The following is an 18,583-nucleotide window of genomic DNA, read 5'->3' as shown; positions in this document are numbered from 1 at the left end:
TTGTGCAATGGCGCGGATGCCCGCGGAGGACGGCGTGAAAGACAGTGTGGAACCGACATGGCAGGCGCCGGCGGGCACGCGCGGCGAGACGCACCGCGGCGTGGTCGCCGCGGTGCGCGGCAGCGTGGTCGACGTGCGCTTCGCCTCCGCGCTGCCGCCGATCCGCACGCTGCTGCGCGCCGGGGAAGACGGCCGGATCGCCATCGAAGTGCTGGCCCAGCTCGACGTGCGCCACGCGCGCTGCATCGCGCTGACCTCCACCCAGGGGCTGGCGCGCGGCATGCCGGTGCGGGACACCGGGGCGCCGCTGCAGGCACCGGTCGGCGCGCATATCCTGTCGCGCATGTTCGACGTGTTCGGCCAGCCCATCGACCGGCTGCCGGCACCGCCGGACGTGCAGTGGCGCTCCGTGCACCGGGCGCCGCCGCCGCTGGCGCGGCGCTCCACGCGCTCGGTCGTGTTCGAGACCGGCATCAAGGCCATCGACGTGCTGCTGCCGCTGGAGACGGGCGGCAAGGCGGGCCTGTTCGGCGGCGCCGGCGTGGGCAAGACCGTGCTGCTCACCGAGCTGATCCACAACATGGTCGGCCACCACCAGGGCGTGAGCATCTTCTGCGGCATCGGCGAGCGCTGCCGCGAAGGCGAAGAGTTGTACCACGACATGCGCGAGGCCGGCGTGCTGGACGACATGGTCATGGTCTTCGGCCAGATGAACGAGCCACCGGGCGCGCGTTTCCGCGTCGGCCACGCCGCGCTGACGATGGCCGAGTACTTCCGCGACGAAGAGCACCGCGACGTACTGCTGCTGATCGACAACATCTTCCGCTTCATCCAGGCCGGCTCGGAAGTCTCCGGCCTGATGGGGCAGATGCCGTCGCGCCTCGGCTACCAGCCCACCATGGGCACGGAGCTGTCGGGGCTGGAAGAGCGCATCGCCAACACCGACACCGGCGCCATCACCTCGATCCAGGCAGTCTACGTGCCGGCCGACGATTTCACCGACCCGGCGGCGGTGCATACCTTCTCGCACCTGTCCGCCTCCATCGTGCTGTCGCGCAAGCGCGCGAGCGAGGGCCTCTACCCGGCCGTCGATCCGCTGCAATCTAACTCCATGATGGCCACGCCGGGCATCGTCGGCGCGCACCACTACCAGCTGGCCCAGGACATCCGGCGCACGCTGGCGCAGTACGCCGAGCTCAAGGACATCATCGCCATGCTCGGCCTGGAGCAGCTCTCCCCCGCCGACCGCAACGTGGTGGCGCGCGCGCGCCGCCTGGAACGCTTTCTCACGCAGCCGTTCTTCACCACCGAGCAGTTCACCGGCATCGCGGGCAAGACGGTCAGCCTGGCGGACGCGCTCGACGGTTGCGAGCGCATCCTGCGCGACGAGTTCAAGGACTACCCGGAAAGCGCGCTCTACATGATCGGGCCGGTCTCCGAGGCGCGGAGCAAGCCAGCCGCCCCACCACCCGCGGAGGTGCGAGATGCCGCCGGACAGCATGCGTCTTGAAGTGCTGCTGCCGTTCCGCGTCTTCCTGCGCAAGCCGGAGGTGTCGCGCATCGTGGCGGAGACCGCCGAGGGCTCGTTCGGCATGCTGCCGCACCGGCTCGACTGCGTCGCGGCGCTCGCGCCCGGCATCCTGGCCTTCGAGACGCCGGCCGACGGCGAAGTGTTCATCGCGGTCGACCAGGGCGTGCTGGTGAAGACCGGCCTCGAGGTGCGCGTATCGGTGCGGCAGGCGATGGCCGGCACCGACCTGGCCCGCCTGCGCCGCACCGTGGAGCGCGAGTTCCTGGCGCTGGACGAGCAGGCGCGCAGCCTGCGCACGGTCATGGACAAGCTGGAGACGGGCTTTCTTTCGCGCCTCGCCAGGCTGCGCCAGACACTGCCATGAGCGAGCCGCGGCCCACACCGGAATCCCCGGCCAGGCCCGCGCCCACGCTGGCCGGCGAGGTCGGCGCCAAGGCGCGGCGCAAGCTCAGGGCGCGGCGCCAGGGCGTACCGGGCGTCTGGTCCGGGCTGGGCATGATGGGGCTGGTCGGCTGGTCGGTGGTGGTGCCGACGCTGCTCGGCGCGGCGCTGGGCATCTGGCTGGACCGGCACCATCCGGGCCGGCATTCATGGGCGCTGGCGCTGCTGGTGGCCGGCCTGGTGCTCGGCTGTTTCAATGCATGGCGCTGGGTGGCCAGGGAAGACCAGGCCATGCGCCGGGACGCGGAAGAACAGGATGAACACGATGCAGATGCATGACATGGCGGCGTTGCTGCTCGCGGGGCTGGCCGGCGGCGCGCTCGGCGGCTTCTTTTTCGGCGGACTGTGGTGGACGGTGCGCCAGGCCATGTCGCCGGGCCTGGCGCCCGGACGCGCGGCGCTGTGGCAACTGGGCAGCCTGCTGCTGCGCATGGGCGTCACGCTGCTCGGCTTCCATGCGATCGGCGCGGGGCACTGGGAACGGCTGGCCGCGTGCCTGGCGGGTTTCACCGTGGCGCGCTGCGTGGCGACGCGCATGACGCGGACGACATCGCGGCAGGCCGGCCGCCGCGCGCCGGCGCCCGGGGAGAGCAGCCATGCGCCTCAGCCCTGACCAGTGGATCTTCTGGCAGCACGGCATCGTCAAGCTCAACGCCACCATCCTGTTTACGTGGGCGCTGATGCTGGTGCTGTGGCTGGGCTCGTGGCTGGTCACGCGCCGGCTCTCGGCGGACCACCGCCGCTCGCGCTGGCAGAACCTGCTCGAGATCGTCATCACCGGCATCGAGCACCAGATCGCGGACGTGGGCCTGCGCCAGCCGCGCCGCTACCTCGGCTTCCTGGGCACGCTGTTCCTGTTCGTCGCGGCGGCGAGCCTGTTTACCATCGTGCCCGGCTACGATCCGCCGACCGGCTCGCTGTCGACCACGCTGGCGCTCGCGCTGTGCGTGTTCGTGGCGGTGCCGCTGTACGGCATCCGCGGCCAGGGCCTGCGCGGCTACCTGCGCTCCTACCTGGAGCCGACCATGATGATGCTGCCGTTCAACATCATCAGCGAACTGTCGCGCACGCTGGCGCTGGCGGTGCGCCTGTTCGGCAACATGATGAGCGGGGCGATGATCATCGCCATCCTGCTGACCATCACGCCCTTTCTCTTTCCCATCGTCATGACCGCGCTCGGCCTGCTCACCGGCATGGTGCAGGCCTATATCTTCAGCATCCTGGCGGCGGTCTATCTCGCCGCGGCCACCCACGCGGACGAGGCGGAGCCCGCGCCGGCCCCGCCGCCCGGACCCGACTGACCAACCGACTGACCAACCGAACCACCGACCAACCGAACCAGACAAGGAAACAGCTCATGGACAGCCTGACCATCATCGCGGTAGCGTCGATCGCCATCGCCGGCCTGTGCACCGGCTTCGGCTGCATGGGGCCGGCGCTCGCCGAAGGCCGCGCGGTCGCCACGGCCCTGACGTCGCTGGCCCAGCAGCCCGATGCCTCGGCCACCATCACGCGCACGCTCTTCGTCGGCCTGGCGATGATCGAATCGACGGCGATCTACTGCTTCGTCGTCTCGATGATCCTGATCTTCGCCAATCCGTTCTGGAACGCCGCCATCGCCCGCGCCGCGGCCAGGTAAGCCATGCTGATCGACTGGTTCACCGTTGGCGCGCAGGCGCTCAACTTCGTCGTGCTGGTCTGGCTGCTCAAGCGCTTTCTGTACAAGCCGGTGCTCGACGCCATCGATGCCCGCGAGAGCCTGATCGCCGCGCAGATCGCCGACGTCGAGGCGAAGGACGCCGCCGCGCGCCGGCAAGGCGAGGCCTTCCGGCAGAAAAGCGAAGCCTTCGACCGCGAGCGCGCCGCGCTGATGGCGCAGGCCGCCAGCACGGCCGAGGCCCAGCGCCGGCAGCTCATGGAGGCGGCCCGGCAGGCCGCCGACGATCTCGGCGCCAGGCGCCAGGAGGCGCTGCGCAGCGAGGCCGGGCACCTGGCGCAGGCGCTCGGCGACCTGGCGCGGCACGAAGTGTTCGCCATCGCGCGCCGCGCGCTGGCGGACCTGGCCTCGGCCAGCCTCGAAGAGCGCGTGGCGGACGTCTTCGTGCGGCGCCTGCGCGCGCTCGGCGAGCCGGCGAAAAGCAGCCTCGCCGCCGCGCTCAGGCTGCCGTCGGCGCGCGCGGTGGTGCGCAGCGCATTCGAGCTGCCGGACGCGCAGCGTGCCGCCATCCAGGCCGCGCTCGATGCCTGCCTGGGCAGCGGCATCCCGCTGGCCTTCGAAACCGCGCCGGAGCTGGTGGGCGGCATCGAGCTCGCCGGCGGCGGCCAGAAACTGGCCTGGAGCATCGACCACTACCTGGGCTCGCTGGAGCATGCCGCGGGCGAACTGCTGGCGCCGGGCAGCGCCGCGGCGCCGGCCGAAGGCACCGGTCCGGCCCCGCAAGTCCCGCACGTCCCGCAAGCCCCGCAGACCCCGCGGGCCGCGGCGAGCCAGCCATGAGCGCCGCCCTGCCGACCCCGCAAGCCGCCATCGCGCGCGCGTTCGCGGCGATGCGCGCGGCGCGCGACGGCTTCGCCCCGCCGCTGGCCACGCAGGAAGTGGGCACCGTCGTCAGCGTGGCGACCGGCGTCGCCCACGTGTCGGGCCTGCCCGGCGTCGGCTTCGACGAGCTGGTGCGCTTTCCCGGCGGCGTGTACGGCATCGCCTTCAATGTCGACGAGGACGAGGTCGGCGTGGTGCTGCTCGACGACTACTGGCGGCTCGGCGCCGGCGACGAGGTCGAGCGCACCGGCCGCGTGATGGACGTGGCGGTCGGCGACGCCCTGCTCGGGCGCGTGATCGACCCGCTCGGCCGGCCGCTCGACGGGCTCGGGCCGGTGGCCGCCGCCGCGCGGCTGCCGATCGAGCGCGCCGCCGCGGCCATCCTGGAGCGCGCGCCCGTCAGGGTGCCGCTGCAGACCGGCGTCAAGGTCATCGACGCGCTGATCCCGATCGGGCGCGGGCAGCGCGAACTGATCCTCGGCGACCGCCAGACCGGCAAGACCGCCATCGCCATCGACACCATCCTGAACCAGCGCGGGCGCGACGTGCTGTGCGTCTACTGCGCCATCGGCCAGCGCGCCTCCGCCGTGGCCAAGGCCGTGGCCACGCTGCGCGCCAGCGGCGCGCTCGACTACACCGTGGTGGTGGTCACCGAAGGCGACCAGCCGCCGGGCCTGGCCTATATCGCGCCATACGCGGCCACCAGCATCGCCGAGCATTTCATGGAAGCCGGGCGCGACGTGCTGGTGGTCTACGACGACCTTACCCAGCATGCTCGCGCCTACCGCGAACTGTCGCTGCTGCTGCGCCGCCCGCCAGGCCGCGAGGCGTTCCCCGGCGACATCTTCTACATCCATTCGCGGCTGCTGGAGCGGGCCACGCACCTGAGCGACGAGCGCGGCGGCGGCTCGCTCACCGCGCTGCCGATCATCGAGACCGAAGCGCAGGACATGTCGGCCTACATCCCGACCAACCTGATCTCGATCACCGACGGCCAGATCTACCTGTCGCCCTCCTTGTTCGAGCTGGGCGTGCTGCCAGCGGTGGATGTCGGCAAGTCGGTGTCGCGCGTCGGCGGCAAGGCCCAGCGCGGCAGCTTCCGCGCGGTGGCCGGCGACCTCAAGCTGGCCTACGCGCAGTTCGAGGAGCTCGAAGCGTTCTCCCGCTTCGGCGCCCGCCTCGACGACGACAGCCGCCGGGCCATCGCGCACGGCCAGCACATCCGCGCCTGCCTCATGCAGGCCGAGTCGGAGCCGGTGCCGGTGCCCGGCCAGATCGCGATCCTGAGCGCCCTGGGCGCGGGCCTCTTCGATACCGTGCCGCTGGAGCGGATGCAGGACGCGCAGCGCGCCGTGTGCGCGGCGGCCGCGACCATCCCGCAGGCCATCGCCGCCCGCCTCGAAGCGGCAGGCAAGCCGGACGAAGCGGATGCGCAGGCCCTCGTCGCCATCGCGCGCGCGGCGCTGGCGCCGTTCCAGCCCGCGGCGGGCAGCGGCGGCACGCCGCCCTCCGCCCCCGCGACGACGCCATGAGCGACACCACCGCCACGCTGCGCCACCAGATCGACAGCGCCACCGAACTGCAAGGCGTGGTGCGCACCATGCGCGCGCTGGCGGCATCGAGCATCAGCCAGTACGAGCAGTCCGTGCTCGCGCTGGCCGACTACCGGCGCGCGGTAACCCTGAGCCTGGGCGCATGCCTGCGCCCGCTCGGCCCGGCCGCCGCCATGCCCCGCGACGAACGCGCCGCGGCGGCGAGCCCGGACACGGTCGGCGCCATCGTGTTCGGCTCCGACCAGGGCCTGGTGGGCCAGTTCAACGAGACGATCGCCGACTACGCGCTCGATGCGCTGCGGGCGCTGCCCGGCAAGCGCGCGGTGTGGGCCGTCGGCGAACGGGTGCGGGCGCGCCTGGAGGACGCCGGCATCGCGGTGACCGGCGCCTATGCGGTGCCGGGCTCGGTCGAGGCCATCGCCGCGCTGGTGGACCGCCTCCAGCTCGATACCGAAACGCATCCGAGCCAGGCCGGGCAAGCCCACATCCACGTGTTCTACAACCAGCCGCAGCCCGGCGCGCAGTTCCGGCCGGTGGCGCAGCGCCTGCTGCCGCTCGACGCGCAATGGCTGGCCGCCTTGCTCGCGCAGCGCTGGCCGACGCGCAACCCGCCGCAGGTGATCGGCAGCGGCACCGCGACGCTGCGCGCGCTGATCCGCGAGCATCTCTTCATCTCGCTGTTCAGCGCGTGCGCCGAATCGCTCGCCAGCGAGAACGCCAGCCGCCTGGCGGCCATGGAGCGCGCCGACAAGAACATCGACGAACTGCTGACCAGCCTGCGCGGCCGCTTCCACAGCGAGCGGCAAAGCGCGATCGACGAGGAGCTGTTCGATGTGACGGCGGGGTATGAGGCGCTGTCGCGGGCGGGACCAGCCGACGGCAGGCCATGAGCGGCCGGCGGCTGGCGAGCCATGGCGCAAGACAGCGCGGCGCGCGGGAAAACAAGCGCGCGGGAAAACAAAAACCCCCGGAAACGAACGCTTCCGGGGGCTTCTGGTCATGCTGGCGGAGAGGGTGGGATTCGAACCCACGGTACCGTCGCCGGTACGCCTGATTTCGAGTCAGGTACATTCGACCACTCTGCCACCTCTCCGGTAACTTGGTCGCGTGTCGCGAAGAACAAGATTATAGAGTGAAGTCCATTGCGACCGCAAGCCCCTCGGGCGAGAAAATTTACGCCTCGGGTTCCAGCCGGGCCAGGCCGCCGAGATACGGCTGCAACGCGGCCGGCACCGTCAGCGAGCCGTCGGCGTTCTGGTAGTTCTCCAGGATCGCCACCAGCGTGCGGCCCACGGCCAGGCCCGAGCCGTTGAGCGTGTGCACCAGCTCGGGCTTGCCCTGCGCGGTGCGGAAGCGGGCCTGCATGCGGCGCGCCTGGAAGTCGCCCATGTTCGAGCACGAGCTGATCTCGCGGTAGGTGTTCTGCGCGGGGATCCACACTTCGAGATCGTAGGTCTTGGTGCTGCCGAAGCCCATGTCGCCGGTGCACAGCACGATGGTGCGGAACGGCAGGTCCAGCTTCTTCAGGATCGCCTCGGCATGGCCGGTGAGCTGCTCGAGCGCGTCGAACGACTGCTCGGGCGGCACCACCTGCACGAGTTCGACCTTGTCGAACTGGTGCTGGCGGATCATGCCGCGCGTGTCGCGGCCATACGAGCCCGCTTCCGAGCGGAAGCACGGCGTGTGGGCGACGAAGCGCAGCGGCAGCTTGTCGCCGGCCACGATGGCGTCGCGCACGATATTGGTCAGCGGCACCTCAGCGGTGGGAATCAGGTAGAAGTTCTCGGTGCGCTCGCCGCCTTCGCTGTTCTCGCCGCCGAGCTTGCGCGGCACCTTGAACAGGTCTTCCTCGAACTTGGGCAGCTGGCCGGTGCCGCGCATCGAGGCCGCGTTGACGATGTAGGGCACGTACATCTCGGTGTAGCCGTGCTCGAGCGTGTGGGTGTCGAGCATCAACTGCACCAGCGCGCGGTGCATGCGCGCGAGGCCGCCGCGCAGCATGGCGAAGCGCGAGCCCGTGACCTTGGTGGCGGTGTCGAAGTCCAGCCCGAGCCGCTCGCCCACGTCCACGTGGTCCTTGATCTCGAAATCGAAGCTGCGCGGCGTGCCGACGCGGCGCACTTCCACGTTCCCGGTCTCGTCGCGGCCCACCGGCACGCTTTCGTGCGGCAGGTTGGGAATGGCCAGCATGGTCTCGGCAAGCTGCGCCTGGATCTCGTCCAGGCGCGCGGCCGAGGCCTTGAGCGCATCGCCGATGCCGCCCACTTCCGCCATCACGGCCGAGGCGTCCTCGCCCTTGCCCTTGAGCATGCCGATCTGCTTGGACAGGCTGTTGCGGCGCGCCTGCAGTTCCTCGGTCTGGGTCTGCAGTTGCTTGCGCTCGGCTTCGAGTGCCTGGAAGGCCGCTACGTCGAGTTGGAAACCGCGCGCGGCAAGGCGTTGCGCCACGGTGTCGATGTCTTTGCGGAACAGCTGGATGTCTAGCATGTTGCGTGTGTGGAGGGTGCTGGGCCGGCGACATGCCGGCGGACCCGCCATTTTACTGCACTGGCCGCGCCGCCCGCCGTTCGGCCTGGCGCGCAGCAGACGGCGCCGGCGGCCGCTGTTCCGCGGGACGGGCGGGCCGGCTAGGACTCACCGCCCCCATCGTTGCCCCCATCCTTGCCCTTGCCTTTGTCTTTGCCCTGCTGCTGGCGCTGCCACTGCGCGTCGAGCTCGCGCAGGTGGCGCAGCTTGTCGCCGATCTTGCCCTCCAGCCCGCGCGGCGTGGGCTGGTACCAGCCCTGGCGCTTGAGGTCGTCGGGGAAATAGTGCTCGCCGGCCGCGTAGGCTTCGGGCTCGTCGTGCGCGTAGCGGTAGGCGTGGCCGTAGCCGAGTTCCTTCATCAGCCTGGTCGGCGCGTTGCGCAGGTGCACCGGCACGCCGCGCGACTTGTCCTTGGCGACGAAGGCGCGCGCCGCGTTGTAGGCGTTGTAGCCGGCGTTGGACTTGGGCGCCACGGCCAGGTAGACCAGGGCCTGCGCCAGCGCCAGCTCGCCTTCCGGGGAGCCCAGGCGCTCGTAGGTCTCGGCCGCGTCGAGCGTGATGCGGGCCGCACGCGGGTCGGCCAGGCCGATGTCTTCCCAGGCCATGCGCACGATGCGGCGCGCCAGGTAGCGCGGGTCGGCGCCGCCGTCGAGCATGCGGCAGAACCAGTAGAGCGTGGCGTCGGGGTCGGAGCCGCGCACCGACTTGTGCAGCGCGCTGATCTGGTCGTAGAAGGCGTCGCCGCCCTTGTCGAAGCGGCGCAGGTTCTCGGACAGCGCGCTGCCCAGCAGCGCCGTGTCCACGCTGGCGGCGCCGGCGTTGCGCGCGGCGCGCGCCACGATCTCGATGTTGTTGAGCAGCTTGCGGCCGTCGCCGTCGGCCGAAGACACCACCAGCGCCAGTGCCTCGTCCTCCCACTGCAGGCCGCCCAGCTCCTCGCTGGCGCGCCGCGCGAGCTGCGTGAGCTCGGCGTCGTCCAGGCTCTTGAGCACGTACACGGCCGCGCGCGACAACAGCGCGCCGTTGACCTCGAACGACGGGTTCTCGGTGGTGGCGCCGATGAAGGTGAACAGGCCGCTTTCCACGTGCGGCAGGAAGGCATCCTGCTGGCTCTTGTTGAAACGGTGCACCTCGTCGACGAACACCAGCGTGCGGCGGCCGTGGGCGCGGTATTGCTCGGCGCGCTCGACCGCCTCGCGGATGTCCTTGACGCCGGACAGCACCGCCGACAGCGCGATGAACTCGGCGTCGAAGGCGGTGGCCATGAGCCGCGCCAGCGTGGTCTTGCCCACGCCGGGCGGCCCCCACAGGATCATCGAATGCGGCTCGCCCGAGGCAAAGGCCACGCGCAGCGGCTTGCCCGGGCCCAGCAGGTGCTGCTGGCCGATGACTTCGTCGATGTTGCGCGGGCGCAGGCGCTCGGCCAGCGGTTGTTGGGAACGGTCGGGAGCTTCGGAGAACAGCGAATCCGCCACGGTAATCAGGCCTCTTGGTCAGGGCGGGCGCACGGGCAGGCCGCTGCGCCCTGGAACCTGACAGTGTAGACCATCGCGGGCAGGCGGCCCGCGCCCGCCCTGCTTCGCTGCCTGCTTCGCTGCCTACTTCGCTGCCTGCTCGTTGCGCGTAAACGCATCCAGCACGGCCGCGCGCTCGCCGCCGACGCGCGCGCGCCACGCGCTCACCGCGCCGGCGCCGGCTTCGCGCAAGGCCTGCTGCACGGCGGGCGCCGGACTGGGCTGGATCGTCACGCCGTTGGCGCGCATGCGCGCCGTGTTTTCTTCCAGGCGGGTATCCAGGCGCGCCCACTGCTTCTGCTCGGTGGCCTGCGCGGCGGCGTCCACGGCGGCGCGCGTGGCCGGCGGCAGCGCGGCATAGACCGCGGCGTTGACCGTGGTGAACGACAGCGGCATGGCGTAGCCGATCGCCGTGAAGTTGGGCAGGTAGTCCCACAGCTTGCGGCCCGCGCCGCCGTCGCCCGAGGACAGCACCGCGTTGACCGAGCCGTCCTTGAGGCGCGGCATGGCGTCGGCGAACGACAGGTTGGTGGCCTGCGCGCCGGCGGCCTTCATCACCTCGGTCGAGGTCTCGTCGTAGGTGCGCACCGACAGCGCGCGCAGCCCGGCCAGCGTGGCCACCGGGTCGCGCGACCACAGCCCGGTGGGCGGCCACGGCGTGATGTAGAGCAGGTGCTGGCCCTGCGCCTCGAACGCGCGCGCGTAGTCGGCGCGGGCCAGCTCGGCCAGGCGCCGCGCGCCGTCCACCGAGGTGGCGACGAACGGCAGCGAGGACAGCAGGAACAGCGGATCCACCGCGCCCAGCGCGCCGCCGAAGGCATCGCCGCCTTCCAGCCTGCCTTCCCTGACCGCGGCCGGCATCTGCGCCGAGCGCACGCCCGCGCTCGCGTCATAGCTCGGCTTGACCTCCACCGCGCCCGCGGTGCGCGCCCTGACTTCGTCGGCGAACGTGGCCAGGCCTTCGCCCGGCATGGCGCTGGCCGGATATTCCGTGGCCATGCGCCAGGCGGCGCCGGCGGCGGCCGGCTGCGCCCACGCCTGGGCAGCGCCGCAGGCAAGCAGGGCAAGCAGCGCGCCGCCGCGCAGCAGCCGGCGGCGCGCGGGTTGGAATGCACACTTCAGGGAGGCAGACATGGATGTCATGGGATCGGGGCTGCGAGTGTAAGGTGCCGGGTGGCTTGATATGGCCGGCGCGGCGCCGCGGTGCGCGGCGCCACGGCGGGGCAAGGCAGGAGCAGCAAGGGCCGTGCCCGGCATTATAGGGGCGCGCCGGCGCGCCGCGGCATGCCACCGGGCGGCACCGAAAAATGCCGGGCCCCGGCGCTAAAGTCCGGCGCGATCCTGCCGATATTCGTTGAGCCCGAAGCCTTGCTCCGCACGCGCCATCCGTGTGCGTCACGCGGTCCGCCCCCGCCGCCGGCCGCTTCGGCGCCGCATCATGGCCGTGCCGGCCACATGCTTGCCCGGCACGCGTTTCGCAGCGTCTTCAGGGAGTGTTATGCAGCTTCGTTATCGCATGCTCGTGTTCAAGCTGAGCCGGATGTCCGCGCAGGAGCGGATCAGCGCCGTGGACGAGATCGCCCTCGCCGGCCAGCTCGCCGAGATGATCGACAAGCCGGGCATGGTGGAACGCCTGGTGGCCGACTTGTTCGACCACGGCAACGGCCACGTCAGGCGCATCGCGCTCAACGCGGTGCGGCGCGCGCACGGCTACCGCCAGGCGGACCTGCGCCAGGCGCTGCTGCGCAAGCTGCGCGACCCCGAACCGTGGCTGCGCCACGATGCCGCCTGGGTCCTGCACGAATCGAAAATGGACAGCCCGGAGATCCGCGCCATGCTGCGCCAGCTGGCCGGTCCGGTGCAGTTGCCCTACGACCTCACGCGGGCGCGCGCCAACCCGTCCGACGCACTGCTCCAGGCGCAGGTGCGCGCGCGCCAGGCGCTCGACGAACTGCTGGCCAAGCACACCGCCAATGGCGTGGTCGCCAAGCTGCCCTATGCCGACGGCACGGTGGGCCACCGGCACATGCGGCGGCGCGAGGAAGTGAAGCTGATGTTCGAGCGCCACAAGAAGCGCGGCGCCAAGCTGCGCTTCCGGCGCGTGGAAGACGGCAAGGCCGCCGCGGGCAAGGCAGCGCCCCGTCCCAAGCCGAAAACCGGGCCATGAAAAATGGCGGCTCGCGCCGCCATCCTTTCCTTGTGCGTGGCGGGCAGGCCGCCAGCCTCTAGCTGCCGGCCCGTTCCGCCAGCGCCTTCATCGCGTCGGCCGGCAGCGGCCCGTGGCAGGTCCGCTCGCCGCCGGCCTTGCCCACCACCAGCCACACCTTGTCGGGCGAACCGGCCGGATGCAGCAGCCAGGCCGGGCCGCGTCCGCTGCCGGTGGGCGGCAGGCCTTCGAGCACACCGCTGCTGACCGATTGCAGCAGCACGGCGCAATCGTTGGCGGGCGCCTGCGTGGCGGCGAGGAAGTCGGGGTTGGCCAGCACTTCGGGCAAGGCCGTATCCGAAGCGCGCAGGAAGGCATCCACGTCGAAATGCCTGCTGGCGCCGCCGCTGCCGGCGCAGGCCGCGAGCAGCATGGCCGCCGCGATGCCGGCCAGGGCAGCGGCGCGGCGCGCGGAGAAGAGCGTGTTCATGGGCGGCCTCATTGCTTCATCACGTCGGCGCCCTTCGGCACCGTGAACCGGAACGTATCGGCGGGCAGCGCGGGGTTCTTCTGCATGGCGCTGAAGGTCAGCAGCGTGGTGTTGCCGAACGCGTCGCGCAGCTCCATCGCCTCCAGGTCGCCGCCCTTGAAGCCGATGCCGATGCGCTCGAACTGCGTGTCCTTGGCCTTGGGGGTCAGCTCGATCCACTCCACGCCGTCGCGCGTCGGGCCGTTCTTCACCGTGAAGTTCTTCTCGAGGTCGTTGCTGCCGAACAGGATCGCCGCCGGGCTGGAGCCGAGCGCGCCGTCGAGCTTGCGCTCGGTGACCTGGTTCAGGTCCTTGTCGTAGATGTAGAGGGTCTGGCCGTCGGCCTGCAGCAGCTGGTCGTACGGCTTGACGTAGCGCCAGGTGAACTTGCCCGGCCGCGCGAAGGCGAAGGTGCCGCTGGAAGAACCGGTGACCTTGAGGCTGTCGCCCTGCCCCTTGACCTGGCGCTGGGTGAATTCGCCGCGCGCGCTCTTGACGCTGGCGACAAAGGCCTGGAGCTGGTCCACGCCAGCCGCCATGGCCGCCGGCGCCGCCAGCGACATGGCCAGCGCGGCGCAGGCCGGCACGAGAAAGCGGATTCGCATGTAGTTTCCTTGCTTGGTGGAGAGGCCGCGGCGCCGCGCCGTTGTGCCCGGGCGCGGCGCCGCATGTCCGGTTAGAGCGGCGCGCGGGCGGCGGATTCCGCAACCGGGTGCATCGCGCGTAACCGCATGTTACCCGCGCGGCGTCATTCCTCGTCGCGCACGGCCCCGGGCTGGGCCAGGATGTCGCGGTTGCCGTTGCCCGACATGGCCGATACCAGGCCGGCCTTTTCCATGTCCTCGAGCAGCCGCGCGGCGCGGTTGTAGCCGATGCGCAGGTGGCGCTGCACCAGCGAGATCGAGGCGCGGCGGTTCTTGAGCACCACTTCGACGGCCTGGTCGTAGAGCGGATCGGCTTCGCCGCCGCCACCGCCGATGCCGGCGCCGCCGCCCAGGCCGTCGGTGCCGGTCTCGCCCTCGGCCAGCCCGCCTTCGAGAATGCCCTCGATATAGTTGGCCTCGCCGCCCTCCTTGAGCTTTTCCACCACGCGGTGGACTTCCTCGTCGGAGACGAAGGCGCCGTGCACGCGGATCGGCAGCCCGGTGCCGGGCGCGAGGTACAGCATGTCGCCCATGCCGAGCAGCGCCTCGGCGCCCTGCTGGTCGAGGATGGTGCGCGAGTCGATCTTGCTGCTGACCTGGAAGGCGATGCGGGTCGGCACGTTGGCCTTGATCAGGCCGGTGATGACGTCGACCGACGGGCGCTGCGTGGCCAGCACCAGGTGGATGCCGGCGGCGCGCGCCTTCTGCGCGATGCGCGCGATCAGCTCTTCCACCTTCTTGCCCACCACCATCATCAGGTCGGCCAGCTCGTCGATGACGATGACGATGACCGGCAGCTTGTCGAGCGGCTCGGGCGCGTCCGGGGTCAGGCTGAACGGGTTGGGGAGCTTTTCCTCGCGCGCGGCGGCTTCGTCGATCTTCTTGTTGTAGCCGGCCAGGTTGCGCACGCCGAGCTTGCTCATCAGCTTGTAGCGCCGCTCCATCTCGCCGACCGACCAGTTCAGCGCGTTGCCGGCCTGGCGCATGTCGGTGACCACCGGGCACAGCAAGTGGGGGATGCCTTCGTAGACACTCATTTCGAGCATCTTGGGGTCGATCAGGATCAGCCGCACCGACTCGGCCTTGGCCTTGTACAGCAGCGACAGGATCATGGCGTTGATGCCGACCGACTTGCCCGAGCCGGTGGTGCCGGCCACCATGCAGTGCGGCATCTTGGCCAGGTCGGCCACCATCGGCTTGCCGGCGATGTCCTTGCCGAGCGCCATGGTCAGCATGGAGGCGCTTTCGTTGTAGACCTGCGAGCCGAGGATCTCGGACAGGCGCACGGTCTGGCGCTTGGGGTTGGGCAGTTCCAGCCCCATGTAGTTCTTGCCGGGAATGGTCTCGACCACGCGGATCGACACCAGCGACAGCGAGCGCGCCAGGTCGCGCGCCAGGTTGACCACCTGGCTGCCCTTGACGCCGGTGGCCGGCTCGATCTCGTAGCGGGTGATGACCGGGCCCGGGTAGGCCGCCACCACCTTGACCTCGACACCGAAGTCCTTGAGCTTCTTCTCGATCAGGCGCGAGGTGAACTCCAGCGTTTCCGCGCTCACGGTTTCCTGGTGCGCCGGGATCGGGTCGAGCAGCGCCAGCGGCGGCAGGTCAGAGTCCTGGATGTCGGCGAACAGCGGCTGCTGCTTCTCGCGCTCCACGCGCTCGTGCTTGGGCACCGCCTGCGGGCGCACGATCTGCACCGGCGTGGCTTCCTCGATCTTGACGCGCTGCACTTCCACGGTCTCGGTGCGCTCGACCTTGGCGGCCTCGCCGATGATGCGGTCCTGCTTGCTCTCGCGACGCGCCTTGAAGCCGAGGAACAGGTTCTCGACGAAACCGCCGACATGCTCGGCCACCGACAGCCACGAGAAATGGAAGAACAGCGACAGCCCGATGGCCAGCGCCAGCAGCAGCAGCAGCGTGGCGCCGGTGAAGCCCAGCGCCATCTGCATCCAGCCGCCCAGCAGGTCGCCCAGCACGCCGCCGGGCGCGCGCGGCAGCGCCGCGCGCAGCGGATACATGCGGATCGCTTCCAGGCCCATGCTGGCGGTCAGCGACAGGGCGAAGCCGATCCAGCTCACCACCAGCCCCTGGCGCGCCTCGGCCGTGCGCTCGGGCAGCTCGGCGGTCAGCGCGCGCCAGCCGCGCCAGCAGCGCCGCACCAGCAGCACCGCCCACCAGTAGGCGGAGAAGCCGAAGATGAAGAACAGCACGTCGGCCAGCCAGGCGCCCACGCGGCCGCCCAGGTTGTGGATGTCGGCCACCTGGTTGGCATGCGACCAGCCCGGATCGGCCTTGCTGTAGCTGGCCAGGATGCAGACGAAGGCCAGCGTGACGGCCAGCATCAGGAACCAGCGCACCTCGCCCAGCAGCTTGCCGATGCGCGAAGGCAGCGCGGAGGGGTCGGTACGGGTGGTGGTGGTAGCTCGGGCCATGCCTGGTCTGGTTTGCCGTCTGGGATTGCAGTGCCGGCCATTTTAACCTTGCCCGGGGCTATCGCTCTCATTGGAATTTGCAACAGTGAGCAAACGCCGGTCCACTTATAATGCTGGTTTCGATTCACGCTGGTGCGCAGCAAGGCGCACCGGCCACAGGAACGCATCATGGCCAAACACGCAAAAGTGCTGATTCTCGGTTCCGGCCCCGCCGGCTACACCGCCGCCGTCTACGCGGCGCGCGCCAACCTGCAGCCCGTGCTGATCACCGGCCTGGCGCAGGGCGGCCAGCTGATGACCACCACCGACGTGGAAAACTGGCCCGCCGACGCCAACGGCGTGCAAGGCCCCGAACTGATGCAGCGCTTCCTGGAGCATGCCGAGCGCTTCAACACCGAAATCATCTTCGATCACATCCACACGGCCCGCCTGACGGAGCGCCCGATCCGCCTGGTCGGCGACGCCGGCGAGTACACCTGCGACGCGCTCATCATCGCCACCGGCGCCTCGGCCCAGTACCTGGGCCTGGCTTCCGAAGAAAGCTTCATGGGCCGCGGCGTGTCGGCCTGCGCCACCTGCGACGGCTTCTTCTACAAGAACCAGGAAGTCGCCGTGATCGGCGGCGGCAACACCGCCGTGGAAGAAGCCCTGTACCTGTCGCACATCGCCAGCAAGGTTACCGTGCTCCACCGCCGCGACAAGTTCCGTGCCGAGCCGATCCTGGTCGACCGCCTGCTCCAGCGCGAGAAGGAAGGCCGCGTGGAGATCCGCTGGAACGCGGTGCTCGACGAAGTGGTGGGCGACGACTCCGGCGTGACCGGCATCAAGGTGCGCAACACGCAGACCGGCACGGTCGACGAAGTGAAGCTGGCCGGCGTGTTCGTGGCCATCGGCCACAAGCCCAACACCGAGCTGTTCGAAGGCCAGCTGGAGATGCACAACGGCTATATCGTGACCAAGAGCGGCCTGGCGGGCGACGCCACCGCCACCAGCATCCCCGGCGTGTTCGCCGCCGGCGACGTGCAGGACCACATCTATCGCCAGGCCATCACCAGCGCCGGCACCGGCTGCATGGCCGCGCTCGACGCGCAGCGCTACGTGGAAGCGCTGCAGTAAGCGGCACAAGCCGCCCGGCGCGCCGGGCGGCGAAAGGCGGCGGGTTGCCTTCGAGCGTCCCGCCGCCGGCGCCGATCCGGCGCCCATCCTGCGCTCTTCTGGCGCCTGCCGCCCTCCCCTATAATCTCCCCGAGATCAGCCCGAGCCTTCCCGGAGAGACCCATGCCGCATGGCGCCAAGAAACCCGCCAGCCCGCCGAAGCCGACCAGGCGCTTCGGCCTGGATGACCTGTCCGGCCTGCGCGACACCCTGAAAGCCGACACCGAGCGGCGCGAAGCCGAGCGGCGCGAGGCCGAGGCGGCGGCGCGGCGCGCCCGCGAGGAAGCCGACGTGTTCCGCAGCAGCATCGGCAACGTCAACACCCTGCGCGACCGCAACCGCGTCGTGCCCGCGCCCAGGCATCCCGCGCCGGTGCCGGTGCAGACCCAGCTCGACGACAAGGCGGTGCTGGCCGCGTCCCTTTCCGACGAGTTCGACGTCGAGAACCTGCTCGACACCGACGAAACGCTGTCGTTCCGCCGCCCCGGCATCGGCATCGACGTGGTCAAGAAACTGCGCCGCGGCGAGTGGGTGCCGCAGGACAAGATCGACCTGCACGGCCTGCGCAGCGACGAAGCGCGCGAGGCGCTGGCCGAGTTCGTGCGGCGCTCGGTCAAGCGCGGCGTGCGCTGCGTGCGCGTGATCCACGGCAAGGGCAACGGCTCGCCCGACAAGACGCCAGTGCTCAAGGGCAAGGTGCGCAGCTGGCTGGTGCAGAAGGAAGAAGTGCTGGCATTCGTGCAGGCGCGCGGCGCCGAGGGCGGCGCCGGCGCGCTGATGGTGCTGCTGCGCCAGCCGCACGCCTGAAGCGGCGCGATGCACCTGCCGCTCGATCTCCTGATGGGGCGGCTGCCCCTGATCCTGCATGTGATGGAAGTCACGGGCGTGCTGGCCTTCGCCATCTCCGGCGTGGTCGACGCGCGCAAGCAGCGCTTCGATGCCGTGGGCACCTTCGTGGTGGCCTTCGCCACCGCCTTCGGCGGCGGCACCGTGCGCGACGTGCTGCTGGACCGCCGGCCCTTCTACTGGGTCGACCACGAAGGCTACGTGATCCTGATCTTCCTGCTGTCGCTGAGCGCCTCGCTGGTGCTGCGGGTGGTCAGCCGCGTGGCCTCGGACCGCACCATGATCGCGGCCGACGCGATCGGGCTGGGACTGTTCTCGGTCACCGGCACCTCGCTGGCGCTGGTGGCGCAGATGACGCCGACCGTGGCGGTCATGATGGGCATCATCTCTTCGGTGTTCGGCGGAGTGGTGCGCGACGTGCTGTGCAACGAGGTGCCGATGATCCTGCGCGACCGCTCGCCCTACGCCACCTGCGCGTTCGTGGGCTGCTGGGTCTATGTCGGCCTGACCTGGCTGCAGGCCGACCAGGAGGCGGCCCTGCTGGCGGGCGCGATCACCATCACGGCAACCCGCCTGCTGTCGGTGCGCTTCGGCTGGAAACTGCCGAGCTAGCCCGGGCCGTGCCGGCTCGACGCGCGCGCCCCCGCGTCATCTTCACCGCCGACACCCGCGCCGGTTCCACCGCGCCCACCACGAAACCAGTGGCGGCGCTACGCCGCGGCCGCCA

The 18,583-nt window shown here is 70.7% G+C and carries 19 protein-coding genes and 1 tRNA gene; 13 read left to right on the top strand and 7 right to left on the bottom strand.

Annotated elements, in window-relative coordinates; all coding sequences use genetic code 11:
* The first annotated feature begins 16 nt into the window (after window positions 1-16).
* From atpD to ACKI2N_RS05520, 9 genes are read left to right on the top strand one after another with little or no spacing between them, the layout of a single operon-like run.
* Entirely contained in the window at window positions 17-1,510 is a 1,494-nt protein-coding gene (gene atpD / locus ACKI2N_RS05560; protein ID WP_420992920.1) for a F0F1 ATP synthase subunit beta, read from the top strand.
* Window positions 1,500-1,895 (top strand): F0F1 ATP synthase subunit epsilon, encoded by a 396-nt coding sequence (locus ACKI2N_RS05555; RefSeq protein WP_420992895.1) that lies wholly within the window; start codon window positions 1,500-1,502, stop codon window positions 1,893-1,895. The genes atpD and ACKI2N_RS05555 overlap by 11 nt, the downstream gene beginning before the upstream one ends.
* Window positions 1,892-2,251 (top strand): AtpZ/AtpI family protein, encoded by a 360-nt coding sequence (locus ACKI2N_RS05550; RefSeq protein ID WP_420992896.1) that lies wholly within the window; start codon window positions 1,892-1,894, stop codon window positions 2,249-2,251. Before ACKI2N_RS05555 ends, ACKI2N_RS05550 begins: the two co-directional genes overlap by 4 nt.
* Entirely contained in the window at window positions 2,238-2,585 is a 348-nt protein-coding gene (locus tag ACKI2N_RS05545; protein ID WP_420992897.1) for an ATP synthase subunit I, read from the top strand. Before ACKI2N_RS05550 ends, ACKI2N_RS05545 begins: the two co-directional genes overlap by 14 nt.
* Entirely contained in the window at window positions 2,569-3,273 is a 705-nt protein-coding gene (locus ACKI2N_RS05540) for a F0F1 ATP synthase subunit A (protein WP_420992898.1), read from the top strand. Before ACKI2N_RS05545 ends, ACKI2N_RS05540 begins: the two co-directional genes overlap by 17 nt.
* A 56-nt stretch (window positions 3,274-3,329) precedes the next feature.
* Window positions 3,330-3,611 carry a F0F1 ATP synthase subunit C gene (locus ACKI2N_RS05535; RefSeq protein WP_420992899.1) on the top strand — a complete coding sequence of 94 codons (282 nt, stop codon included), beginning with the start codon at window positions 3,330-3,332 and terminating at the stop codon, window positions 3,609-3,611.
* 3 nt (window positions 3,612-3,614) lie between these two features.
* A complete protein-coding gene (locus tag ACKI2N_RS05530; RefSeq protein WP_420992900.1) occupies window positions 3,615-4,469 on the top strand; it encodes a F0F1 ATP synthase subunit delta in 855 nt (284 codons plus the stop codon).
* Window positions 4,466-6,043: an alternate F1F0 ATPase, F1 subunit alpha gene (locus ACKI2N_RS05525; RefSeq protein WP_420992901.1), complete on the top strand. Its 1,578-nt coding sequence runs from the start codon at window positions 4,466-4,468 to the stop codon at window positions 6,041-6,043. The genes ACKI2N_RS05530 and ACKI2N_RS05525 overlap by 4 nt, the downstream gene beginning before the upstream one ends.
* On the top strand, window positions 6,040-6,954 hold the full coding sequence (locus ACKI2N_RS05520; protein ID WP_420992902.1) for a F0F1 ATP synthase subunit gamma: 915 nt from the start codon (window positions 6,040-6,042) through the stop codon (window positions 6,952-6,954). Before ACKI2N_RS05525 ends, ACKI2N_RS05520 begins: the two co-directional genes overlap by 4 nt.
* 113 nt (window positions 6,955-7,067) lie before the next feature.
* Here the strand turns inward: ACKI2N_RS05520 and ACKI2N_RS05515 are convergent.
* From ACKI2N_RS05515 to ACKI2N_RS05500, 4 genes are all read right to left on the bottom strand, one after another.
* Window positions 7,068-7,157 (bottom strand) — tRNA-Ser (locus ACKI2N_RS05515).
* Window positions 7,158-7,237: 80 nt separating this feature from the next.
* Window positions 7,238-8,551 carry a serine--tRNA ligase gene (gene serS / locus ACKI2N_RS05510; protein WP_420992903.1) on the bottom strand — a complete coding sequence of 438 codons (1,314 nt, stop codon included), beginning with the start codon at window positions 8,549-8,551 and terminating at the stop codon, window positions 7,238-7,240.
* A 140-nt stretch (window positions 8,552-8,691) separates the two neighbouring features.
* Entirely contained in the window at window positions 8,692-10,065 is a 1,374-nt protein-coding gene (locus tag ACKI2N_RS05505; RefSeq protein WP_420992905.1) for a replication-associated recombination protein A, read from the bottom strand.
* 123 nt (window positions 10,066-10,188) lie between these two features.
* Window positions 10,189-11,238 (bottom strand): TRAP transporter substrate-binding protein, encoded by a 1,050-nt coding sequence (locus ACKI2N_RS05500; protein WP_420992906.1) that lies wholly within the window; start codon window positions 11,236-11,238, stop codon window positions 10,189-10,191.
* A 364-nt stretch (window positions 11,239-11,602) separates the two neighbouring features.
* Here ACKI2N_RS05500 and ACKI2N_RS05495 point away from each other — a divergent pair, with 364 nt between their 5' ends.
* Window positions 11,603-12,271 (top strand): hypothetical protein, encoded by a 669-nt coding sequence (locus ACKI2N_RS05495; protein ID WP_420995545.1) that lies wholly within the window; start codon window positions 11,603-11,605, stop codon window positions 12,269-12,271.
* A gap of 58 nt (window positions 12,272-12,329) precedes the next feature.
* On the opposite strand, the gene ACKI2N_RS05490 is transcribed toward ACKI2N_RS05495, so the two are convergent.
* The 3 genes from ACKI2N_RS05490 to ACKI2N_RS05480 form a co-directional block, all read right to left on the bottom strand.
* Window positions 12,330-12,740, bottom strand: a complete 411-nt coding sequence (locus ACKI2N_RS05490) for a hypothetical protein (protein WP_420995544.1) — start codon at window positions 12,738-12,740, stop codon at window positions 12,330-12,332.
* A gap of 8 nt (window positions 12,741-12,748) precedes the next feature.
* Window positions 12,749-13,384, bottom strand: coding sequence for an outer membrane lipoprotein chaperone LolA (gene lolA / locus ACKI2N_RS05485; protein WP_420995543.1), 636 nt, complete (start codon window positions 13,382-13,384; stop codon window positions 12,749-12,751).
* Between the two features lie 143 nt (window positions 13,385-13,527).
* Complete coding sequence (locus ACKI2N_RS05480) at window positions 13,528-15,855, bottom strand: DNA translocase FtsK (protein ID WP_420995542.1); 2,328 nt, start codon at window positions 15,853-15,855, stop codon at window positions 13,528-13,530.
* Window positions 15,856-16,023: 168 nt separating this feature from the next.
* Here ACKI2N_RS05480 and trxB point away from each other — a divergent pair, with 168 nt between their 5' ends.
* The 3 genes from trxB to ACKI2N_RS05465 all read left to right on the top strand — a co-directional run bounded on the left by trxB (window position 16,024) and on the right by ACKI2N_RS05465 (window position 18,468).
* Entirely contained in the window at window positions 16,024-16,971 is a 948-nt protein-coding gene (gene trxB / locus ACKI2N_RS05475) for a thioredoxin-disulfide reductase (protein ID WP_420995541.1), read from the top strand.
* A 162-nt stretch (window positions 16,972-17,133) separates the two neighbouring features.
* Window positions 17,134-17,817, top strand: coding sequence for a Smr/MutS family protein (locus tag ACKI2N_RS05470; protein WP_420995540.1), 684 nt, complete (start codon window positions 17,134-17,136; stop codon window positions 17,815-17,817).
* A 9-nt stretch (window positions 17,818-17,826) separates the two neighbouring features.
* Window positions 17,827-18,468 (top strand): trimeric intracellular cation channel family protein, encoded by a 642-nt coding sequence (locus ACKI2N_RS05465; RefSeq protein WP_420995539.1) that lies wholly within the window; start codon window positions 17,827-17,829, stop codon window positions 18,466-18,468.
* Window positions 18,469-18,583: the final 115 nt, after the last annotated feature.

Origin of the sequence: Cupriavidus sp. 30B13 (genome assembly GCF_049059565.2) — a bacterium.
Classification (GTDB): Bacteria; Pseudomonadota; Gammaproteobacteria; order Burkholderiales; family Burkholderiaceae; genus Cupriavidus.
This window is presented reverse-complemented; position numbering and strand designations above follow the sequence as displayed.

What these genes read in the sequence shown, in the direction of transcription:
- atpD (WP_420992920.1), top strand. Translation starts at nt 17, where the DNA reads ATGCCCGCGGAGGACGGCGTGAAAGACAGTGTGGAACCGACATGGCAG.
- ACKI2N_RS05555 (WP_420992895.1), top strand. Translation starts at nt 1,500, where the DNA reads ATGCGTCTTGAAGTGCTGCTGCCGTTCCGCGTCTTCCTGCGCAAGCCG.
- ACKI2N_RS05550 (WP_420992896.1), top strand. Translation starts at nt 1,892, where the DNA reads ATGAGCGAGCCGCGGCCCACACCGGAATCCCCGGCCAGGCCCGCGCCC.
- ACKI2N_RS05545 (WP_420992897.1), top strand. Translation starts at nt 2,238, where the DNA reads ATGCAGATGCATGACATGGCGGCGTTGCTGCTCGCGGGGCTGGCCGGC.
- ACKI2N_RS05540 (WP_420992898.1), top strand. Translation starts at nt 2,569, where the DNA reads ATGCGCCTCAGCCCTGACCAGTGGATCTTCTGGCAGCACGGCATCGTC.
- ACKI2N_RS05535 (WP_420992899.1), top strand. Translation starts at nt 3,330, where the DNA reads ATGGACAGCCTGACCATCATCGCGGTAGCGTCGATCGCCATCGCCGGC.
- ACKI2N_RS05530 (WP_420992900.1), top strand. Translation starts at nt 3,615, where the DNA reads ATGCTGATCGACTGGTTCACCGTTGGCGCGCAGGCGCTCAACTTCGTC.
- ACKI2N_RS05525 (WP_420992901.1), top strand. Translation starts at nt 4,466, where the DNA reads ATGAGCGCCGCCCTGCCGACCCCGCAAGCCGCCATCGCGCGCGCGTTC.
- ACKI2N_RS05520 (WP_420992902.1), top strand. Translation starts at nt 6,040, where the DNA reads ATGAGCGACACCACCGCCACGCTGCGCCACCAGATCGACAGCGCCACC.
- serS (WP_420992903.1), bottom strand. Translation starts at nt 8,551, where the DNA reads ATGCTAGACATCCAGCTGTTCCGCAAAGACATCGACACCGTGGCGCAA.
- ACKI2N_RS05500 (WP_420992906.1), bottom strand. Translation starts at nt 11,238, where the DNA reads ATGTCTGCCTCCCTGAAGTGTGCATTCCAACCCGCGCGCCGCCGGCTG.
- ACKI2N_RS05495 (WP_420995545.1), top strand. Translation starts at nt 11,603, where the DNA reads ATGCAGCTTCGTTATCGCATGCTCGTGTTCAAGCTGAGCCGGATGTCC.
- ACKI2N_RS05490 (WP_420995544.1), bottom strand. Translation starts at nt 12,740, where the DNA reads ATGAACACGCTCTTCTCCGCGCGCCGCGCCGCTGCCCTGGCCGGCATC.
- lolA (WP_420995543.1), bottom strand. Translation starts at nt 13,384, where the DNA reads ATGCGAATCCGCTTTCTCGTGCCGGCCTGCGCCGCGCTGGCCATGTCG.
- ACKI2N_RS05480 (WP_420995542.1), bottom strand. Translation starts at nt 15,855, where the DNA reads ATGGCCCGAGCTACCACCACCACCCGTACCGACCCCTCCGCGCTGCCT.
- trxB (WP_420995541.1), top strand. Translation starts at nt 16,024, where the DNA reads ATGGCCAAACACGCAAAAGTGCTGATTCTCGGTTCCGGCCCCGCCGGC.
- ACKI2N_RS05470 (WP_420995540.1), top strand. Translation starts at nt 17,134, where the DNA reads ATGCCGCATGGCGCCAAGAAACCCGCCAGCCCGCCGAAGCCGACCAGG.
- ACKI2N_RS05465 (WP_420995539.1), top strand. Translation starts at nt 17,827, where the DNA reads ATGCACCTGCCGCTCGATCTCCTGATGGGGCGGCTGCCCCTGATCCTG.